This window comes from Pleomorphomonas sp. NRK KF1 (genome assembly GCF_023721755.1).
Classification (GTDB): Bacteria; Pseudomonadota; Alphaproteobacteria; order Rhizobiales; family Pleomorphomonadaceae; genus Pleomorphomonas.
The window spans coordinates 161,450-180,501 of record NZ_JAMDLH010000006.1; the positions used below are offsets into that span (position 1 = coordinate 161,450).

The window sequence follows — 19,052 nt, forward strand, 5'->3', positions numbered from 1 at the left end:
TCCTGCATGCCGACCGACCAGTGGTTCGCCGCCTTTCCCGATCGATGCCGGGACGCGGCCGGGGCTGGGGTGGCTGCATGTCTAGCATTTCCAACTGACGCGGGTCGATCATGGTCGGAACCAATCCCCACGGGCAGGCGGCCGAAACCGCCGTCGCCGCCGCGAACGTGCCAATTCTCGAACTACGGGGCCTCGAGAAGCGCTATGGCGCCACGCACGCACTCAAGCCCGCAGATCTCACCTTCGCCCGAGGCGAAATTCACGCGATTGTCGGCGAGAATGGTGCCGGCAAGTCGACGCTCATCAAGCTTCTGACCGGCGTCATCACCCGCACATCCGGAGAGGTTCTCTGGGAGGGCCAGCCGGTCGCATTGGCCACGCCACATGAGGCCATCGAGTTCGGCATCAACGCGGTTCACCAGGAGGTGGTACTCTGCCGCCATCTGACGGTTGCCGCCAACATGTTCCTCGGCGACGAAGACGTCGGCTTCGGGCTGCTGCGGAAGGGCGAGATGACCCGAAAAGCGCAGTCGATCCTTGAGGATCTCGGCTTTCAACTGCCGGCGCACGTGTTGCTGGGCGACCTTACCATCGGGCAGCAGCAGCTGATCGCAACTGCCCGCGCCTCCATCCGCGGCACCCGCTTCCTGATCTTCGACGAGCCGACCGCCTACCTCACCCGGACCGAGGCAGCGCAGCTCTTCGCACTGATACGTCGCCTCAAGGAGCGCGGCGTCACCATCGTCTACATCAGCCATCGCCTTGAGGAGGTGTTCGAGCTGTCGGATCGCGTTTCGATCCTTCGCGACGGCACGCTGGTGGGCACGCGCATCACGGCCGAGACCAACGAGACAGAGCTGATCTCGCTCATGATCAACCGCTCGCTCGAACAGATCTACCACAAGGAGTTCTTCCCGGCAGGCGACCTGCTGCTCGAGACGAAAAATCTCAGCGGCCCCGGTTTCCACGACGTGTCGCTGAGCGTCCGTGCGGGCCAGATCGTTGGTCTCTACGGACTGATCGGAGCCGGTCGCTCGGAGTTCGTGCTGTCGCTGTTCGGACGCCACCGCAAGACCGGGGGTAGCATCTTCTGGCAAGGCAAGGAGGTGGACATACGCTCCGAACGTCAGGCGATGGACCTTGGCATCGCGCTCGCCCCGGAAAGCCGGCGCGATCAGGGCCTCTGCATCAACCTGCCGGTCGGCTTCAACCTAAACCTGCCGATCTTTCCGCATATCACAATGGCCGGTCTGGTCCCGTTTTCCGCCGACCGGCAGCGGGCCGAAAGGCAGATCAGCGATCTTCAGGTGAAGACGTCCGGGCGCGGAGCGTTGGTGTCGTCGCTGTCAGGCGGCAACCAGCAGAAGATCGTCATCGGCAAGTGGCTCAACCACGGAGCACGGCTGTTCATCTTCGACGAGCCGACCGTCGGCGTCGATGTGGGCACCAAGGCGGAGATCTATCGCCTTTTGGCGCGTCTTCTCGCAGAGGGAGCCGGCATCATCCTGATCTCGTCCTACCTGCCCGAGGTCTACGAGCTCGCCGATGAGCTGCACGTTTTCCGGCGGGGCGAGGACGTCGCGCGGCACGCCTACCACGCGGCGAGCCATGAGGAAATTCTGTCCGAAGCGATCGGTGTGTGAACGGGGAGCGTTCACGGGGGAGAAATACATGTCCACGGATACCAAGTCGGCGGCGGTCGTCCGCAAAAGCAGCGCCAACTGGCTGTTCGGCCTGACGCTGCTGGGACTTCTGCTCGCGATGTGCATCGTCCTGAGCCTGACGACCAAGAGCTTCATGACCGAAGCCAACATCATGAACCTGATGCGCCAGGGGTCGATGATCGCCATTCTGGCCGTCGGCGAGACCTTCGTCATCATTACCACCGGCATCGACCTGTCCGTCGGCGCGGTGGTCGGCTTCTGCACCGTCATCGCCGCGTGGCTGCTGACCCATGATTTCTCCATCTTCGCGACGGTGATCATCACCTTGGGCGTGGGTGTGGCGATCGGCATGTTCCATGGCTTCGGCATCGTGCAGATGGGATTGCCGCCTTTCATCATCACCTTGGCAACGCTGACATCCCTGCGGGGCATCGGCCTCCTCGTCACGAACGGCGCCACGATCAACATCGTCAACGACACTTTCACCGAGTTCTCGCGCAACGACTTCGTGGGGCTACCAAACCTGTTCTGGATGGTGATTCTGGTCGGAGTGCCGGCCTACATCTTCCTCCACCATAGCCGTTATGGCCGTTACATCTTCGCCGTCGGCTCCAACATGGAGGCTGCCCGCCTTTCCGGCGTCAACGTCAAGCTGACCGTCTACCTGGCCTACACACTGTCTTCGACTTGCGCCGCCTTCGTCGGACTGCTGCTCGCCGCCCGTATCGGCGTCGGCAACGCCATGCAGGCCGACGGCTGGGAGCTCCAGGCCATCGCGTCGTCGGTGATCGGTGGCACGTCGTTGTTCGGCGCCGTTGGCTCGGTCCACGGCCCGCTGATCGGGGCCTTCATCCTCGCAACCATCAATAACGGCGCCAACCTCTTGAACGTCAACTCGTTCTGGCAGCGCATCATCACCGGCTTGCTGATCATCCTGATCGTCTACTTCGACCAGTTGCGCCGTCGTCGCGGCTGAGGTCAGAGGCAGGAAGCAACCGACCAAAAGCAAAGGCGGCGGAGCCCAGGGTTCCGCCGCCTTTGCTTTTCATCTCGCCGCAGCATCAGGACGCGTGGGCGATCTCACCTTTAGCGCTCGCCTCGAGCAGCGTCTCGAGATCGGCGGGCCTCAACGGCTTGGACAGCCAAGCGTCGAACAGGCCATCTTCGCAACGCGCCCTGGTTTCGGGCAACGCATCGGCTGTCAGCGCGGCGATCACCGGCTGCCGGCCGTCACGGTCGGCGATCATCGCGCGTATACGACGAGCCGCCTCGATACCATCCATTTCGGGCATGTGCAGGTCCATCAGCACCACGTCGAAACTGCCGCCCGACGACAGCATGGCGGCGGTGGCCGTCAGCGCCTTCTGGCCGTCCGCCCCCAGCGTCACGGCATGGCCGGCCTTCTCGACCAGCGCCCTGCCAAGCAGAAGGTTGATCTCGTTGTCGTCGCAGAGCAGCACCGAGAGACGATGCGCAGGAGGAGGAGGCTCGGTGGCGGTCGGCTCGGCCGCCGCTGCGAACTGACCGTGACCGAGCAAGGTCTCGATGACGGCGGAAAGAGACCGAGCCCTGACCGGCTTGACCAGATAACCGCCGTAGCCGGCAGCTTGCAGCTCCGGAAGCATCGGTCGTTCGGCCGCGCTGATCAGAATGCCGACCGGTGTCGACGAGAAAGCGCGAATCCGCTCGATGACCGCCAGCGGATCGCCAGCGGCGGCGTCGATAAGGACGGCATCGGGCTGCCAGGAACCCACGACTTCCTGCTCGATATCCTTCTGGGTGGCAAGGGTGACGTCGGCGCCGGCGTCGAAAAGCCGACGGATCAGGAACGGACCTTCGATGAGGGCATGTGACACGACCAAAATGCGACGGCCTGCGAACCGACGATCTGTCGGGGCGGGGGCGGCCGGCGCCGGGATCGATGTGTCATCCTTCGTAGCGAAGCTGGCCGCGAGCAAGGCCAAGGCGGCGCGCGCGCCGACAGCATCGCTGGAGGAGGGCGCTTCCGCCTCATCCAGCACCTGGACCGGGGTGGGCTGAGCCGGAGCAACCGAGCCTACGGGTATGCTCGCCTCGATCAACGGGAAGCGGAGCATGAAGCTGAAACTCGCCCCCTCGCCCGGCGTCGATATCAGACGAATGTCGCCTCCCATTAGGCGCGTCAACTCGCGAGCGATAGCGAGGCCGAGCCCGGTGCCGCCATGAGAGCGGGCCGGGCCGGGATCGGCCTGTTCGAACTCCCCGAAGATGCGCTGCTGGTCGGCCTCGGCAATACCGATGCCCGTGTCACGCACCAGGAACGACACGCCAACCGTACCCTCCGCCTCCTCGACCATTTGCAGTTCGATGGCGACGCCGCCCTCGGCAGTGAACTTGATGCCATTGCCGGCGAGATTGAAGAGCACCTGTCGGACGCGAGTGGGGTCGGCCTGGACGAGACGATCGAGTCGCGGATCGATGTAGGCCGCCAGTTCGATCCCCTTCATTTCGGCGCGCGGCGCCATGAGCTCGACGAGATCCTCGACAACGGCAACGAGCGAGGTCGGCTCAAGCTGCAGACTCAACCGGCCAGCCTCGATCTTCGAGAAATCCAGAAGGTCCTCAATCAGCGTGAGCAAGGCTTCGCCCGATGTCTCGACGGCGCGGGCGTAGGTTCGTTGCTCGGCGGACAGGGGCGTTTTCTGCATCAGCGCCGTCATGCCGAGGATGCCGTTGAGCGGCGTACGGATCTCATGGCTGACCATGGCGAGGAAACGGCTTTTGGCGGCGCTGGCCGCCTCCGCCTCGTCGCGCGTCTTCTCAAGCGCTGCTTCGATTGCCTTGCGTTCGGTGATGTCGCGGCCAAGCGTGCGGGTTCCGGTGATCCTGCCGTCCTCGATGATCGGGGCTTCGGAAAACGAGAACCAGCGGGGACCGTCGATCGTCTCGATGCGGATATCGCCGGCGAGGCGATTTGGGCCTTGCCGAACTACGCCGTGGCCCGATAGGGCCGCGAGGGTTGTGAGGCGGCGGCGCAATTGCTGCCAAGGGTCGGCACGCAGCTGCCTTGCATCATGCGAGACGACGTCGGAGGCTTCGAACAGCTCGCCGGCGGCGAGGTCGGCTGCAAATGTGGAGTAGTCGAGGCCGACGAAGGCGCCGGGTGGCTGACCGAGACGCGCGGTGGTCGCCGGGCTGGTGGAGGTAATCCGACCGGACGTATCGCAACGGATGACCAGATCGCCAAATCCGTCGCCCTCCTCGGCCGAGCCGACGGCGGCATCATAGAGACGGCCGATGTCTCGCCGGGCGGTGCGACGACCCGCTTCAAACAATGCACCTCCGCAAGCGACGGCCGCGGCTGCCACAAGCAGTGACGGTGAGTCGACGAGCGACAGCAGAACGGTACCCGCGGCCGTGGTCAGGGCCAGCGCCGCCGCGGTCAGGAACAGGCCACGGCGCCAGCGGGCATGCAACCTGTGCAACCATCCGGCAGACGGGTGGGGCGACGAGGAGTCTTCGGTCGAAGCGTGCGGTTGGTCGGTCATGTCCGTCCCGAAGGTGCGGCGCGATCGTGCGACGTTCCCGACAAGGGAGTGCGTCCACCCGGCCGCTCTCGACAGGGCACACAAAGGCTAGGCTGGCAAGGTTGCCAATCGGTTGATGGCCCGGCGAAATTCGATATTTCGGCGGAATGGCGCGACTTTGCGGATCGGTCCGGCCACTGCGCCGGACGTTGAGCGATCAAAGACCCGACGATCTCCGCGATGAGGCCCCCTCAGCCCGCCGGGCGCCTCACGAGAAGTACTGTTCCCGCCGGATCGGATGTCCAGTGACCGGTCACATCATCCAGTGGTTCCAGTTCGTCGCGTCGCGGACTGGCCAACGCGGCAATCGAGCCATCCGGGTCGTCTGAAAATAGCTCCAGCCAAATATCCACCTGGGACTGATGAGGAACGCGATCGATCCAGAGCGTCATGTCGCCGAAGCGAAAGCCGATGCTCGCCTCGAGTTCGCGCACGACCTCCAACCCGACGCGATCCCGGTAGAAAGCGACCGTTTCGTCCCAGCGATACAACGGCACCTTGATCGCGATGTTTCTTCCCGGGGTCACCTTCTGCCCGCTGTCAAGCGCATTCGTCATCGCACGCTGTCCATCCGAAACCAGCGCCCAGAAGTTCGGAACGCTCTCACCGGCAATCCGCAGCGTGAGGGCGGCGAGGTGCGAGTGCCAGCCACCGCCGAAGTTGAGAACGTCCTCCCGTCCGCGCAGCCGCGAGTGGGTCAGGACGAGCCGCGTGCCCTCGTCGTCGGCGAAGAGGCGTATTTCAACTTCGCCAGCCTCGCCGTTTTCCCAGGTCAACAGAATGCGACACGGCGGCTCGAAAGCCAGGATGCGCTCGGTCCAGCTTTGGCCGACGAAGGCACGATACTGCAATGGTGTGGGAACCGACTGATCCGACAGCCGATCGTGATCCATGGTGAAGCCGATGATGCCCTCTGGACGCAGGTCGTCAGGCGCCGCCATGAACCAGCGCGCTCTGAGGTCGGGATCGACGATGAACTGCCAGACCCGCTCGATGGGAGCATCGAGATGGCGTTCCAGAACAAGCTGTGAGGTCGAGATGTGGTCGGCCATGTTCCTGTCCTTTCGTAGCGGGTGGCCAAGGAAAAGTACCCTTTATTGCGGCTTCTCTTTCAAAGCCGCCTCCAGGGCATCCAGCCGATCCGTCCAGAAACCTTCCCAGCGACGCAACCACTGTTCCGCGTCTCGAAGAGGAGTGGCTTCCAACGTACAGACCTGTTGACGTCCGATCTTGCGGCGACGAACGAGGCCGGCGCGAACCAGAACGCCGACGTGCTTGGACGCTCCGGCAAAACTCATGGCATGGGGTGCTGCAAGTTCCCCGATCGATTTCTCGCCCGTCGACAACGCTACGAGCATTGCCCGGCGCGTCGGATCGGCGAGAGCCATAAATGTCGTATCGAGATTTCGTTCAACCATATGGTTTTATATCTGACCGACCCGATATAGTCAACCATTTGGTTTAACAATGCATGTGGCTCGGTTTCGAGACATACTCGACCGAGGTGTGCCTGACAGCGAACCGAACTTGGCGTCGCTCACCCGCGATGCTTGATGCTCGGGGAAGCCAGCTCCCGCCTCGACGCAAACTCCGCACCATAACCAGGCTTCGGCTCAAATCGTCCAGGGGCGATTACGCCGCCATCACCCGCCGGTCGGGACCGGTCCGATAGGCGAGAGCCTCGCCGACATGCAGGCGACCAACACTATCCGCCCCGTCGAGATCGGCAAGCGTTCGGGCGACCTTGAGCACGCGATGATAACCGCGCGCCGAGAGAGACAGCCGTTCGGCAGCCTGTCTCAGCAATGCCAACCCGGTGCTGTCGGGCTCGGCAACGCCGTCGATCACGGCCGCCGGCGCCGTGGCGTTGGTGACCGAGGAATCGAGACCAAGCGAAACGTAGCGCTCGGACTGGATGACACGGGCCGCAGCGACGCGGGCAGCAACCGTGGAAGACGGTTCACCGCTCCGCCGCGCACCGATCAGATCGGAGGCGGACACGGCCGGCACCTCGACCGTAAGATCGAAGCGGTCGAGCAGCGGACCCGAGATGCGCTCCTGGTACTCAGCAGCGCAGGCCGGGCCACGACGACAGGTATGGCCCGGTGTCCCGGCAAGGCCGCAGCGGCAGGGGTTCATGGCGGCGATCAGCTGGAAGCGGGCCGGGTAGGTGACGCGATTGTTGGCGCGAGCGATCACCACGTCGCCGGTTTCGAGCGGTTGGCGCAAGCTGTCGAGCACCGCCGGATTGAACTCCGGCAGTTCGTCGAGAAACAGCACCCCGCGATGGGCCAACGAGATCTCGCCCGGTTTTGCCCGGACGCCGCCGCCAACCAAGGCCGCCATGGAGGCCGAATGGTGCGGCGCGCGAAAGGGCCGACGATCAGACAGCCGCCCGTCGGCGAGCGTGCCGGCAATCGAGGCGATCATCGAGATTTCCAGGAGTTCCTGCGGCGTCAATGCCGGCAGGATGGAAGGCAGGCGACTCGCCAGCATCGACTTGCCGGAACCCGGCGGGCCGATCATCAACAGGTTGTGCCCACCGGCCGCCGCCACTTCGAGTGCCCGCCGGGCGCTCTCCTGGCCTTTGACGTCGGCGAGATCAGGGAGCGTCGCCATGGCATCGGCCACCTTCGGCTCGGGCCGCGACAGCACCTGGGTCCCCTTGAAGTGATTGACGACGGCGATCAGGCTGATGGGTGCGAGGATCGGCATTTCGGCGTCGGCCCAGGCGGCTTCCGGTCCCGACGCGCGCGGACACATCAAGCCCAGCCCCTCGGCATTAGCGGCTATTGCCGCCGGCAGCACGCCGGCCACCGGCGCGATGGTGCCGTCGAGGGAAAGCTCGCCGAGCACGATATAGTCAGCAAGGGCATCGGCCGGCAGGGCACCCATCGCCACCATGAGACCCAGCGCTATGGGCAAATCGTAGTGACTGCCCTCCTTGGGCAGATCGGCGGGCGCCAGATTGACCGTAATGCGTTTGGCGGGCAGGGCGAGCCCGGAAGCGGCGAGCGCCGCACGAACGCGTTCACGACTCTCCGTGACCGCCTTGTCGCCAAGGCCTACGATGTTGAACAATACCCTACCCGGCCCCATGTGGACCTGAACGTCGACGGGCGTTGCCTCGACGCCTTGAAAACACACGGTCCTGACATGCGCGACCATTGCTTTACTCCCGAGCCGCTACAACCTAGGCGGATACCCACCGACCTGTCAAGAACGAGAAGGGAACAAAGGGGGGTCGTCTGTTCCCTTGAAGCAGGCATAACTGCGTGAGGATGCTCCCGGTATTCATTTGCTTTCTTTCAAAAGCATCATCGATCGCGAATGGTTCGGTCTCAACATGGCAGCCATGCGCAACAAAATTGCTGGAGCACTTGTCGGCCGCTTAACATGAGCACGACCTTCGTCTAATAAGCGCGCTTCCTACGGTGTCTGTTCGGTTTGCCAACGCCGTCGCAGACATCGCAAAGAAGGGAGCTGAAGCTGACCGGCCCGAAGAGGCTTTCGCTCCCCGTCCTTGTTTTCGCGCATCTGCTGTCGCCGAGGGATCTCAAGCTTTCGGGTGGATGCCTCTGACGAACGGAAAGCCATGTCCAGTACCACTCTCGCCGGCTCGTCCGGCGCCGCCCGCGCCGGCAATTCGCGCGCACGCGTCATCCTCGCCAGTCTCGTCGGCACCACCATCGAGTTCTACGACTTCTACGTCTACGCCACGGCCGCCGTGCTGGTGTTCCCGCACCTATTCTTCCCGACCGGCAACGACACCACGGCGCTGCTCTCCTCCTTCGCCATCTTCGGCGCCGCCATGGTCGCCAGACCGCTCGGAGCGGTGTTCTTCGGACACCTAGGCGACAAGCGCGGCCGCAAGGTGACGCTGGTCGCCGCCCTCTTGACCATGGGTATCGCCACCTTCCTGATCGGCTGCTTGCCGACCTACGCCTCGGTCGGCTGGTTCGCGCCCTTTTTGCTGGTGGTGATGCGCCTGACCCAGGGCTTCGCCATCGGCGGCGAGTGGAGCGGCGCGGCACTGGTCGCCACCGAGAACGCGCCGGCGGGTAAGCGGGCCTTCTACGGTACCTTCCCGCAGCTCGGCGCGCCGATCGGCTTCATCATCGCCAACGGCCTGTTCCTGATCATCTCGGCGGCACTGCCGTCCGACGATCCGACGCGGCCGTCGCTGGCCTTCCTCGACTGGGGCTGGCGCATTCCTTTCCTGTTCTCGGCCGTGATGGTGATCGTCGGGCTCTGGGTGCGCTTCAGTCTGGTTGAAAGCAAAGCCTTCGAGAAAACGGTAAAGTCCGGCAAGGTACGCAAACTGCCCATGGCCGACGCCGTGCGCCACCACTGGCGCGAGCTGATCCTCGGCACGTTCTACATGCTCGCGACCTACGTGCTGTTCTACCTGATGACAACATTCTCGTTGAGCTATGGCCGCGCCGCCACCACGGCGCCAATCCCCGGCCTCGGTTATGACTATCGCACCTTCGTCATGATGATGATCGTCGGCGTGGTGTTCTTCGGCATCTTCACCATGGTGTCCGGCCCCTGGGCCGATCGCTGGGGCCGCCGACGGACGCTGCTCTGGGTCACCGCCGCCATCATGCTGTTCGGCCTCGTCTGGGTACCGATCCTGTCGCTCGGCAACTTCGGCGTCATGGCCTTCCTGATCATCGGCTTTACGCTGATGGGCATGACCTTCGGCCCGATGGGCGCGCTATTGCCCGAGCTGTTCCCGGCCAATGTCCGCTACACCGGCTCCGGCATCTCCTACAACGTCTCGTCGATCCTCGGCGCCGCCGTGGCGCCATTCATTGCCGTGGCGCTCTGGACATATGGAGCGGGCAGCCCGTTCTGGGTCGGCGTCTACCTGACGGTAATGGCCGGCCTCACCTTCATCTCGCTGGTGCTCGGCAAGGAAACGAGCGGCGTCGACATCGACGCCTGATCGGTAGCGACCGGAAAGCTGCGAAAGCGGTCGCCGTAGGCGGCCGCTTTTCTCGTTGTCTTTCACCCACTCGTCTCCTAAAAGAGACGTATGGATACTTTTGAAGACGAAACCAGCGCCCGGCTTGCCGCTCGCATCCGGCTCGAACGCGAAGGGCGGGGCTGGTCTCTGGCCGACCTCGCGTCACGCTCAGGTGTCGGCAAGGCCACCATTTCCAAGATCGAACGCGGTGACGCCTCGCCGACGGCGGGCGTGCTGGTTCGTCTCGCGGCGGCCTTCGACCTGACGCTTGCGAGCTTGCTGGTCCGGGCCGAGGCCGGAGCTGACAGGCTGGTCCGGGTGACCGATCAGGCGGTCTGGCGCGATCCGGACACCGGCTATCTGCGTCGGCAGGTGTTTCTCCGTCCCGATCATCCGCTGGAACTCGTCGAAGTAACCATGCCCCCCGGCAAAAGCGCCGTGTTGCCCGCCGCCTCCTACGCCTTCATCCGCCAGGTGGTCTGGCTGATCGAGGGCGAGCTCGTCGTCACCGATGCCGACGGGCGGCATGGCCTCGCCGCCGGCGACTGCCTGGGCTTCGGGCCGCCAGCCGATGTCACCATTGCAAACCAGAGCGATGCACCGGCCCGCTATGTCGTCGCGCTGACGAGGAGCTGACATGTCGAACATCACCATCCACCCACTCGGCCTTGGTGCCGCCACCGTCGACGCGCTGGCGACCATGATCGTGGAGACGGTTGCCGGTGGCGGCTCGGTCAGTTTCATGCATCCGCTTGCCATGGATGACGCGCGGGCGTTCTGGCGGGGATCGCTGACCGCCGCCGACAAGGATCAGCGCGTTATCCTCGGCGCCTTCGACGGAGAGATGCTGGTCGGCACGCTGACCTTGCTGCTCGACTGCCCTCCCAACCAGCCGCATCGGGCGGAGTTCGCCAAGATGATGACGCGCCCGAGCCATCGCGGCCAAGGCATTGCCACAGCATTGATCGGCGCGGCGGAGCGAATTGCCCACGACAAGGGGCGAACGCTGATCGTACTCGACACCGCGAGCGACGGCGGCGCCGGGCCACTTTACGAGCGCTGCGGCTTCCGCCTCGCCGGAGAGGTGCCCAACTACGCGCTGAAGCCGCATGGCGGCTACACCGGCACGCTGTACTACTACAAGGAACTGGCTCAGCTGAGCTGACCACGCCTCAGTTCATAGAGCATGATACCGGTGGCGACCGCCAGATTGAGGCTGTCCGCCTGACCGGCCATCGGGATCTTGACGCGGACATCACAGGCGGCCGTCATCTCCTCGGTCATGCCGGCCTGCTCGTTGCCCATCACCAGCACCGTCGGCGTGTGGCTTTCGACCTTGCGATAGTCGTGTGTCGCTTTCAAATGGGTGCCGACGAGACGAACGCCCGCAGCCTTGGCCCAGGCGAAGAAGGCGTCGCGGCCGGTCTTTGCCAGCGGCACATGGAACAGCGAGCCCATGGTGGCGCGCACCGTCTCGAAGGAGAAGGGATCGCAGGTCTCGCCAACGAGAATGACACCCTTTGCGCCGACGGAATCCACGGTGCGGATGATGGTGCCGAGATTGCCGGGGTCGCGCACCTGTTCGAGCGCCACCCAGACCTCGGCCTCGCCCACCTTGACCTCGGCCATCGGCTTCAGCCTTTGGCCGAACACGCCGACCACCATTTGCGGGTTATCGCGATGGGTGATTTTGGCGAGCACCGCCTCCGACATTTCCAGCACGTCGCCACCGCGCGCCCTGACGGCAGCCGCGGCCTTGGCGACATGCGGCTGGTCGCGCACCGCCGGCGCATAGGCGATGGCGGCGATCGGCCAGTTCTCTTCCAACGCATCGGTGACGAGCTTCAGGCCCTCGCCGATGAAGCGGCCCGTTTCCTCGCGCACCTTCTTCATGGCCAAGGCCCGGATGTCCTTGACGAGCGGGTTGGTGAGCGAGGTGATCTGCCGGACGGCGCCGGGCGCCCCTTCCCTGTCGGCCATGGCTCAGGCTCCGATAAAACGTGAGAACATCGAGGTGGCGAGCAGCCGGCCCGGCCGCTCCGGGTCGCCGGTCTCGCGGACAGCAAGTTCGCCCGAGGCGATCGTGCCGCGCCGGTGGCCGAGGAGATCGGCGGTGATCTCGTGGATGGACAGAAAGGATGCGCGGATGGCATAGGCCGTCAACACGGCGAAGGACGGCCCCGGCGCAAGGATCTGTCGCGTCAGGTCGAGCAGGTGCGGCAAATCGGCTTCCAACGACCAGACCTCGCCGTCCGGACCACGACCAAAGCGCGGCGGGTCGAGCAGAATACCGTCATAGCTTTTGCCGCGACGCACCTCGCGCTCGGCGAACTTCACGGCATCGTCGACGATCCAGCGGATCGGCGCAGCGTCGAGGCCGGCGAGCGCCTGGTTCTCGCGTCCCCAGGCTACGGATTTCTTCGAGGCATCGACGTGGGTCACTTCGGCGCCCGCCTCGGCCGCGATCAGCGAGGCGATGCCGGTATAACCAAAGAGATTGAGAAGCTTCGGCTTCTCCGGTCCGCGATGCGCCTTGAGACGCTCGGACATCCAGGCCCAATGTGCGATTTGCTCGGCGAAGATGCCGACATGACGAAAGGCGGTCAGCTGGCAGACGACCGGCAGGTCCATCACCCGCATTTCCCAGGAGGTGCCGATGCCGGGCTCGGTGCGCCAACGGCCGGGACCATCCTCCTCGACGTCGCCTGTGAAGGCGGCGCCGGCCGCTGCCCAGACCGAAGGCGCCAGGCGGCGCGGCCCCATGGCCTGCGGCTCGGGCCTGATGACGGTAAGAGCCCCGTAGCGCTCGAGTTTCTCGCCTTCGCCCATGTCGAGAAGGCGATATTCGTCCCAACCCTCGGTGACCAACAGCGAACCGACCTCTTCGCGAGCGAGGCGAGGGCCGAGAATGGCCGGCATCGGCCGTTTCGGCACCGCGGCGCCGGACGGACGAGCCGGACCGCGAGGTTCGTGACTGCGCAACTCCTGTCGTTCCGCATCCTTTCCGGGAGCCTGGGGCTTGTTCGGCTTGCGGAATGGAGGGCGACCAGCACGAGAAGCGGGCTTTACGGGGGAGGGCGGCTTGGCCAAGGCGGATTGTCCGGCAGAAAGGGTCTTTGGCCCCTTATACACGCCCCTCGGCCGGAATGAAGCGCCGCTTTCCCCGTCGCACATCGCTCGCCGCCCTTTACGGAGCTTCCCCGACAGGGATACAAGGGCGCAACCCTGCGGAGCCCGCGCGTTCCGCTCCCGTTGCATATGGAGAAGCCATGCGCCCGTCCCGTCGCGCCCCCGACGAACTGCGTCCCGTCAGCCTCGAGCGGGGCGTGTCGCGCCACGCCGAAGGTTCCTGCCTCGTCAAGTTCGGCGACACCCACGTGCTCGTCACCGCATCGGTCGACGAGAAGGTCCCACCGTGGTTGAGGGGCGGCGGCAAGGGCTGGGTGACCGCCGAGTACGGCATGCTGCCGCGCGCCACCGGCGAACGCATGAAGCGCGAGGCAGCGGCCGGCAAGCAATCGGGCCGGACCCAGGAAATCCAGAGGCTGATCGGCCGCAGCTTGCGCGCCGTCGTCGACCTGATCGCTCTCGGCGAGCGGCAGATCGTCATCGATTGCGACGTCATCCAGGCCGACGGCGGCACCCGCACCGCCTCGATCACCGGTGCCTATGTGGCGCTTTACGACGCCATCGAATGGATGCGTCGGCGCAACCTGGTGCCCGCCCAGGCCAAGGTGCTGCGCGACCATGTCGCCGCCATCTCCTGTGGCATCTCCGACGGCGTGCCTGTGCTCGATCTCGACTATATCGAGGACTCCTCGGCCGAGACCGACGCCAACTTTGTGATCACCGGCTCCGGCGGCCTCGTCGAGATCCAGGGCACGGCCGAGGGCGCCCCCTTCTCCGAAGACGAGTTGCAAAAGCTGCTCACCCTCGCCAAGGGCGGCATCGCCCAGCTGATCGAGCTGCAGAAAGCGGCCATCGCGTCCTGAAGGGGCTTGATATGACCGAACAGCGCCGCATCGACGGCAAGCGCCTCGTCGTCGCCACGCACAACAACGGCAAGCTCCGGGAGTTCTATTTCCTGCTGGGCGGCCTTTCCATCGAGCTTGTCTCGGCCGGCGATCTCGGCCTGCCGGTGCCGGTCGAGGATGGCGAGACCTTCGTCGAGAATGCCCGCATCAAGGCGCTGGCCGCCGCCCGCGCCGCTGGCGAAGTGGCGCTGGCCGACGATTCCGGCCTTTGCGTCGAAGCGCTCGACGGTCGTCCAGGGGTTTACACGGCCGATTGGGCCGGGCCGAACCGCGACTGGTCGATGGCCATGCGCCTTGTCGAGGAAGAGCTCTATAAGGCAGGCGCCACGACGCCGGAGCAGAGGAAGGGCACCTTCGTCTCGCTGCTCTGCCTCGCCTGGCCGGACGGACATACCCAGGAGTACCTCGGCACGCGTGACGGCACGCTCGTCTGGCCGCCGCGCTCCGGCGACTTTGGCCACGGCTATGATCCGGTCTTCATGCCGGACGGAGAAACCAGGACCTATGGCGAGATGACCGAGGCCGAAAAGCACGGCTCCATCTGGGGCGCGCCGGGTCCGTTGTCGCACCGGTCGCGATCGCTGAAGCTGCTCGTCGAGGGCGCCTTCCCCATCGGCTTCGGGCCGCGCGGGTGAGCCGATGAGCGAACGGGATCTCCTTTCGGGGATGGAAGCGGCGGCCGAGGGCACGCCGGACATCGGGTTCGGTGTCTACGTCCATTGGCCCTTCTGCGCCCGCAAGTGTCCCTACTGCGACTTCAACAGCCACGTCCGTCCCAAAGGGATCGACGAGGCCGGCTATCTCGCCGCCATGGAGCGGGAGATCGCCGCTCACGCCCGCCTGACGCCGGGACGTACGGTAACTTCGGTGTTTCTTGGCGGCGGTACGCCGTCGCTGATGAAGCCGGAAAGCGTCGGCCGCCTGCTTGATCTCATCGGCCATCATTGGCAGATGTCCGCCGACGCCGAGATCACGCTGGAAGCCAATCCGTCGTCGGTGGAAGCCGAGCGTTTCCGTGGCTACCGCTCGGCGGGCGTCAACCGCCTGTCGCTCGGCGTGCAGGCGCTCAACGACGCCGATCTCAAGTTCCTCGGTCGGTTGCACAATGTCGGTGAGGCCCTACGCGCCCTCGAACTGGCGCGCGAGACCTTCCCGCGTCTCTCCTTCGACCTGATCTACGCCCGCCCCGACCAGAGCCTCGAAGCCTGGGAGGCGGAGCTTCGACAAGCCATCGGGTTTGCGGCCGACCATCTGTCGCTCTACCAGCTGACCATCGAGCCGGACACCGCCTTCGAGAAGCTCTATGCCGCCGGCAAGCTGGTGGTGCCCGATGCGGACGCAGCCGCCGACCTCTATGAGTTGACGCAGACGGTTGCCGGAGCGGCCGGCCTGCCGGCCTATGAAATCTCCAATCACGCGGCGCCGGGCGGCGAAAGCCGGCACAACCTCCTCTACTGGCGCTACGGAGAATATGTCGGCCTCGGACCGGGCGCGCATGGCCGCATCGTCCAGGGCGACGATCGCGGTCGCCTCGCCACGATCGTCGAGCGCAACCCGGAGGCCTGGATGCGGCGCATCGCCGAGACGGGCAACGGCGTGATCGAGACCGAAGAGATTTTCGGCGAGACGGCGGGCGACGAGATGCTGCTGATGGGCCTTCGCCTCGTCGAAGGCATCGACGCGGCGCGCTACCGGCGGCTGTCCGGCCGTGGCTTCGATCCGGCCCGGATTTCCGACCTCGTCACCCATGGCATGGTGGAAGTGCTGCCCGATGGCCGCATCCGCACCACGCCGGCCGGAGCCTTCGTGCTCGACGCCGTGGTCGCCGATCTCGCCGCCTGATTTCTCGAAATTCAGAGTCGCGACGCCGGTTTCGGCTTCGATCCGTCCGAGAAACGCGACAGGCGGAAATGAGTCGGGTCGACGAAGGGCGTCGTCCCCGTGACGAGGTCGGCAACCAGCCAACCCGCTCCGGGCCCGATGCCGAAGCCGTGGCCGGAGAAGCCGGTGGCAACGACGAGGCCGGCGTAATCGTCCACTTCCGAGATCACCGGCACCACGTCGGGCGTCACGTCGATATAGCCGGCCCAAGACTGGACGATGCGCGTATCGCGGAAGGACGGAAACCGCCGCTTCAGCTCGGTCATGGTGCGCCGCAGGAAGCGGACATCGGGCTTCGGATCGAGAACGCGCATCTTTTCGTAGGGCGAGACCCTGTCGAGCGGCCGTGTCGGCCAATCGTCGATCTCGCGGAAGAAACGCGAACCGAAGGATAGCGATACATGCTTCCAGTCGGCCATCAGGGCCGGCAGGAAGTCCAGGGTGAAGCGGACATGATCCGGCGTGAGATCGGCGACATTGGCGACGCCGTTGGCCACGGTAAGGCCACCGTCGGCGCGCTTGCGGATACCGATCAGGTCGTCCCAGATACCGGCATCGGGACCACCGGTCACCGGATTGGTGCGCGACACCGTCGACCGCATCTTGAGCTGCGGCAACGTGACACCGAGATCCTTGAGGAAACGGCGCGACCAGGCGCCGGCGGCGAGAACCACTCGCTTGGTTTTGATGGCACCACGCTCGGTGACCACCGAAACGATCTCGCCGATGGCGGTCTCAAGGCCGCGCACCGCGCAATCGGTAACGATGACGGCCCCCTTGGCACGAGCAGCCAGCGCAATGGCGGGAGCCGCCTTCTGCGGTTCTGCGCAACCGTCGCTCGGGCACCAAAGACCGGCCGGCGGCGGCGACAGATCGTCCTTCATGACGGCTTTGGCAGCCTCTCCCTCGATCACCTCGGCGGCGATGCCATGCTCGGCCGCCGCCTTGACCCAGGCCCGATAACCATCGACTTCGCGCTGCTTGCGGGTGGCAAAGAAAATGCCGGTCTCGCGGAAACCAGTGTCGCCAACACCATGGGCGCCCATCTCCCGCCATAGACGCATCGCCTCACGGATGAGGTCGAACTCGCGCGGATCGCGGTCGGCTTGCCGGACCCAACCCCAGTTGCGGCTCGACTGCTCGCCGCCGATATGCCCCTTCTCTAGGAGCACCACCTTAAGGCCGCGTTCGGCCAGATAGAGCGCCGAGCTGGTTCCAATGATCCCGCCACCAATGACGACGACGTCGGCCTCCTTCGGCATGGCGATATCTGACGGAACGGTATCGACCTGCGGACCCATCTCTGAAACTCCCGGAAGGCACCGGTCACCGCCGGCGATGCAGTCCCGTTTTACGCCAATTTCCAAGCCGATCCAGTCCGGCAGCCTCCCAAGTCCGCCTAAATGTGAAGCTTTTTCCATTCCGGCCGCAGCTTGAGTGACAGCACCTCGGCCTGTATCCCTCGTGAGGTCGTTTCTTTCCGCGGAGCCAGCGATGCTTCTCGCCGCCCTTCAGATGCAATCCCGCCCCTCAGACGTGGCTGCGAACCTCGACCGGCTGGATAAAGCCGCCGCCGAGGCAGCGGCGGGCGGCGCTCGCCTCCTGGTGACGCCGGAACTCGGCCTCGTCGGCTATGGCGCAGGCCCCGACCTTCCGCTTCTGGCGGAGCCGGCCGACGGACCGCTGGCCGAAAGCCTCGCAGCGATCGCCCGCCGACACTCGCTGGCTGTGGTCGCCGGCTTTGCCGAACGCGATGGCGATGCGATTTACAACAGCGCCCTGTTCGTTTCAGCCGATCAACGGGCGGTCTATCGAAAAAGCCACCTTTACGGTGCGTATGAAAAGCGCTGGTTTCGCGCCGCACCGCCTTCGGCGGTGCTTGTCCGTCACGACGGGCTGAGCTTTGGCCTTTTGATCTGCTACGACGTTGAGTTTCCCGAGAACGTCCGGCGTCTTGCCCAGACCGGTGCCGACGCCGTGCTGGTACCGACGGCCCTGCCGAAGGGTGGATCGGGCGAGTTCATCGCCGCCCACATGATTGCCGTTCGTGCCTTCGAGAACCAGATGTTCGTCGCCTATGTCGATAACTGCGGCAGCGATGGCGATTTCGATTATGCCGGCCTTTCTCGTATAGCCGCGCCCGACGGCGCCATTCTCGCAGCGCCGCCCGGTCGGGATGAGACGTTGCTTTTCGCGAGCATCGAACCTTCGGTCTACGCGCGTTCGCGCGCCGAGAACACCTACCTCGCCGATCTCAAGGCTTGAGCGGCAACCGCGACAAAAGCAAACGGCGCGCCTCTTTCGAGACGCACCGCAACAATACCGGCAAGACGCCTGCCTCAGTTGGTGGCAGCGCCCTGCTGCTGCTGCGCCTGCTGCAGGCGGGCAAGATACTGCTGGTAGAGCGCGACGAAGTCGATCGGATCGATCAGCAGCGGCGGGAAGCCACCACGGATGACCGCGTCGGCAATGATCTGGCGCGCGAACGGGAACAGAAGGCGCGGGCCTTCGATGTTCACGTAAGGATGGAGATGCTGAGCCGGCACGTTCTGCACGGTGACGAGACCGCCATAGGTCAGCTCGACGTTGAAGAACACCTCTTCACCGATGGCGGCCTTGGCTTCGAGATGCAGCTCGATCTCATAGTCGCTCTGGCTGCGCTGACGCGAGTTGACGTTGACGCCGATGGAAATCTGCGGCGCGGTCTCGCGAGCCCTGAGGCTGTCTGGCGCCTTGGGGTTTTCGAAGGACAGATCCTTGACGTACTGAGCGACGACGCTCATCGACGGCTGGGCTTCAGCGGCCCCATTTTCGGGCTGAACCGAACTCATTCTCCGCACTCCTCCGGCCAGCCCGGGCGACGATACCCGCAAGGTGACCCGTTGTTTTGGTGGAACCGGCGGCGTTCGATGGCCGTTTCCCGGTTTTTCCGCGG

The 19,052-nt window shown here is 64.9% G+C and carries 17 protein-coding genes; 9 read left to right on the forward strand and 8 right to left on the reverse strand.

Translation table 11 applies throughout. The features are described from left to right. Positions 1-110: 110 nt before the first annotated feature. A complete protein-coding gene (locus M4J39_RS15980; protein WP_251729403.1) occupies positions 111-1,643 on the forward strand; it encodes a sugar ABC transporter ATP-binding protein in 1,533 nt (510 codons plus the stop codon). Positions 1,644-1,671: 28 nt separating this feature from the next. Then, positions 1,672-2,640 (forward strand): ABC transporter permease, encoded by a 969-nt coding sequence (locus M4J39_RS15985; RefSeq protein WP_251729404.1) that lies wholly within the window; start codon positions 1,672-1,674, stop codon positions 2,638-2,640. A gap of 85 nt (positions 2,641-2,725) precedes the next feature. Here the strand turns inward: M4J39_RS15985 and M4J39_RS15990 are convergent, their stop codons facing one another. The 4 genes from M4J39_RS15990 to M4J39_RS16005 form a co-directional block, all read right to left on the reverse strand. Further along, on the reverse strand, positions 2,726-5,191 hold the full coding sequence (locus M4J39_RS15990; RefSeq protein WP_251729405.1) for an ATP-binding protein: 2,466 nt from the start codon (positions 5,189-5,191) through the stop codon (positions 2,726-2,728). 230 nt (positions 5,192-5,421) lie between these two features. After that, positions 5,422-6,282: an SRPBCC family protein gene (locus M4J39_RS15995; protein ID WP_251729406.1), complete on the reverse strand. Its 861-nt coding sequence runs from the start codon at positions 6,280-6,282 to the stop codon at positions 5,422-5,424. Between the two features lie 42 nt (positions 6,283-6,324). Continuing rightward, positions 6,325-6,648: a helix-turn-helix transcriptional regulator gene (locus M4J39_RS16000; protein WP_251729407.1), complete on the reverse strand. Its 324-nt coding sequence runs from the start codon at positions 6,646-6,648 to the stop codon at positions 6,325-6,327. A gap of 214 nt (positions 6,649-6,862) precedes the next feature. Beyond that, positions 6,863-8,398 (reverse strand): YifB family Mg chelatase-like AAA ATPase, encoded by a 1,536-nt coding sequence (locus M4J39_RS16005; RefSeq protein ID WP_251729408.1) that lies wholly within the window; start codon positions 8,396-8,398, stop codon positions 6,863-6,865. A 427-nt stretch (positions 8,399-8,825) separates the two neighbouring features. Here M4J39_RS16005 and M4J39_RS16010 point away from each other — a divergent pair, with 427 nt between their 5' ends. The 3 genes from M4J39_RS16010 (at position 8,826) to M4J39_RS16020 (ending at position 11,367) form a co-directional block, all read left to right on the forward strand. Continuing rightward, a complete protein-coding gene (locus tag M4J39_RS16010; protein WP_251729409.1) occupies positions 8,826-10,181 on the forward strand; it encodes an MFS transporter in 1,356 nt (451 codons plus the stop codon). A gap of 90 nt (positions 10,182-10,271) precedes the next feature. Continuing rightward, positions 10,272-10,838 (forward strand): XRE family transcriptional regulator, encoded by a 567-nt coding sequence (locus M4J39_RS16015; protein WP_251729410.1) that lies wholly within the window; start codon positions 10,272-10,274, stop codon positions 10,836-10,838. Position 10,839: 1 nt separating this feature from the next. Further along, positions 10,840-11,367, forward strand: a complete 528-nt coding sequence (locus M4J39_RS16020) for a GNAT family N-acetyltransferase (RefSeq protein WP_251729411.1) — start codon at positions 10,840-10,842, stop codon at positions 11,365-11,367. Here M4J39_RS16020 and M4J39_RS16025 read toward each other — a convergent pair. Together M4J39_RS16025 and M4J39_RS16030 are read right to left on the reverse strand one after the other, a co-directional pair. Then, positions 11,355-12,182 carry an RNA methyltransferase gene (locus M4J39_RS16025; protein ID WP_251729412.1) on the reverse strand — a complete coding sequence of 276 codons (828 nt, stop codon included), beginning with the start codon at positions 12,180-12,182 and terminating at the stop codon, positions 11,355-11,357. The two genes, M4J39_RS16020 and M4J39_RS16025, sit on opposite strands and share 13 nt — an antisense overlap. A 3-nt stretch (positions 12,183-12,185) precedes the next feature. Further along, a complete protein-coding gene (locus tag M4J39_RS16030) occupies positions 12,186-13,121 on the reverse strand; it encodes a class I SAM-dependent methyltransferase (protein ID WP_251729413.1) in 936 nt (311 codons plus the stop codon). A gap of 350 nt (positions 13,122-13,471) precedes the next feature. Here M4J39_RS16030 and rph point away from each other — a divergent pair, with 350 nt between their 5' ends. Genes rph through hemW form a run of 3 tightly spaced genes read left to right on the forward strand, consistent with a single transcriptional unit; the run spans position 13,472 to position 16,078 of the window. After that, complete coding sequence (gene rph, locus M4J39_RS16035; protein ID WP_251729414.1) at positions 13,472-14,194, forward strand: ribonuclease PH; 723 nt, start codon at positions 13,472-13,474, stop codon at positions 14,192-14,194. An 11-nt stretch (positions 14,195-14,205) separates the two neighbouring features. Then, entirely contained in the window at positions 14,206-14,871 is a 666-nt protein-coding gene (locus M4J39_RS16040; protein WP_251729415.1) for a non-canonical purine NTP pyrophosphatase, read from the forward strand. 4 nt (positions 14,872-14,875) lie between these two features. Further along, positions 14,876-16,078 carry a radical SAM family heme chaperone HemW gene (hemW, locus tag M4J39_RS16045; RefSeq protein WP_251729416.1) on the forward strand — a complete coding sequence of 401 codons (1,203 nt, stop codon included), beginning with the start codon at positions 14,876-14,878 and terminating at the stop codon, positions 16,076-16,078. Positions 16,079-16,089: 11 nt separating this feature from the next. On the opposite strand, the gene M4J39_RS16050 is transcribed toward hemW, so the two are convergent. After that, entirely contained in the window at positions 16,090-17,418 is a 1,329-nt protein-coding gene (locus tag M4J39_RS16050) for an FAD-binding oxidoreductase (protein WP_251729417.1), read from the reverse strand. Positions 17,419-17,611: 193 nt separating this feature from the next. On the opposite strand from M4J39_RS16050, the gene M4J39_RS16055 reads away from it, so the two are divergent. After that, positions 17,612-18,382 (forward strand): carbon-nitrogen hydrolase family protein, encoded by a 771-nt coding sequence (locus M4J39_RS16055; RefSeq protein ID WP_251729418.1) that lies wholly within the window; start codon positions 17,612-17,614, stop codon positions 18,380-18,382. 74 nt (positions 18,383-18,456) lie between these two features. Here M4J39_RS16055 and secB read toward each other — a convergent pair whose 3' ends face one another. Further along, positions 18,457-18,948, reverse strand: coding sequence for a protein-export chaperone SecB (secB, locus tag M4J39_RS16060; protein ID WP_254004947.1), 492 nt, complete (start codon positions 18,946-18,948; stop codon positions 18,457-18,459). Positions 18,949-19,052: the final 104 nt, after the last annotated feature.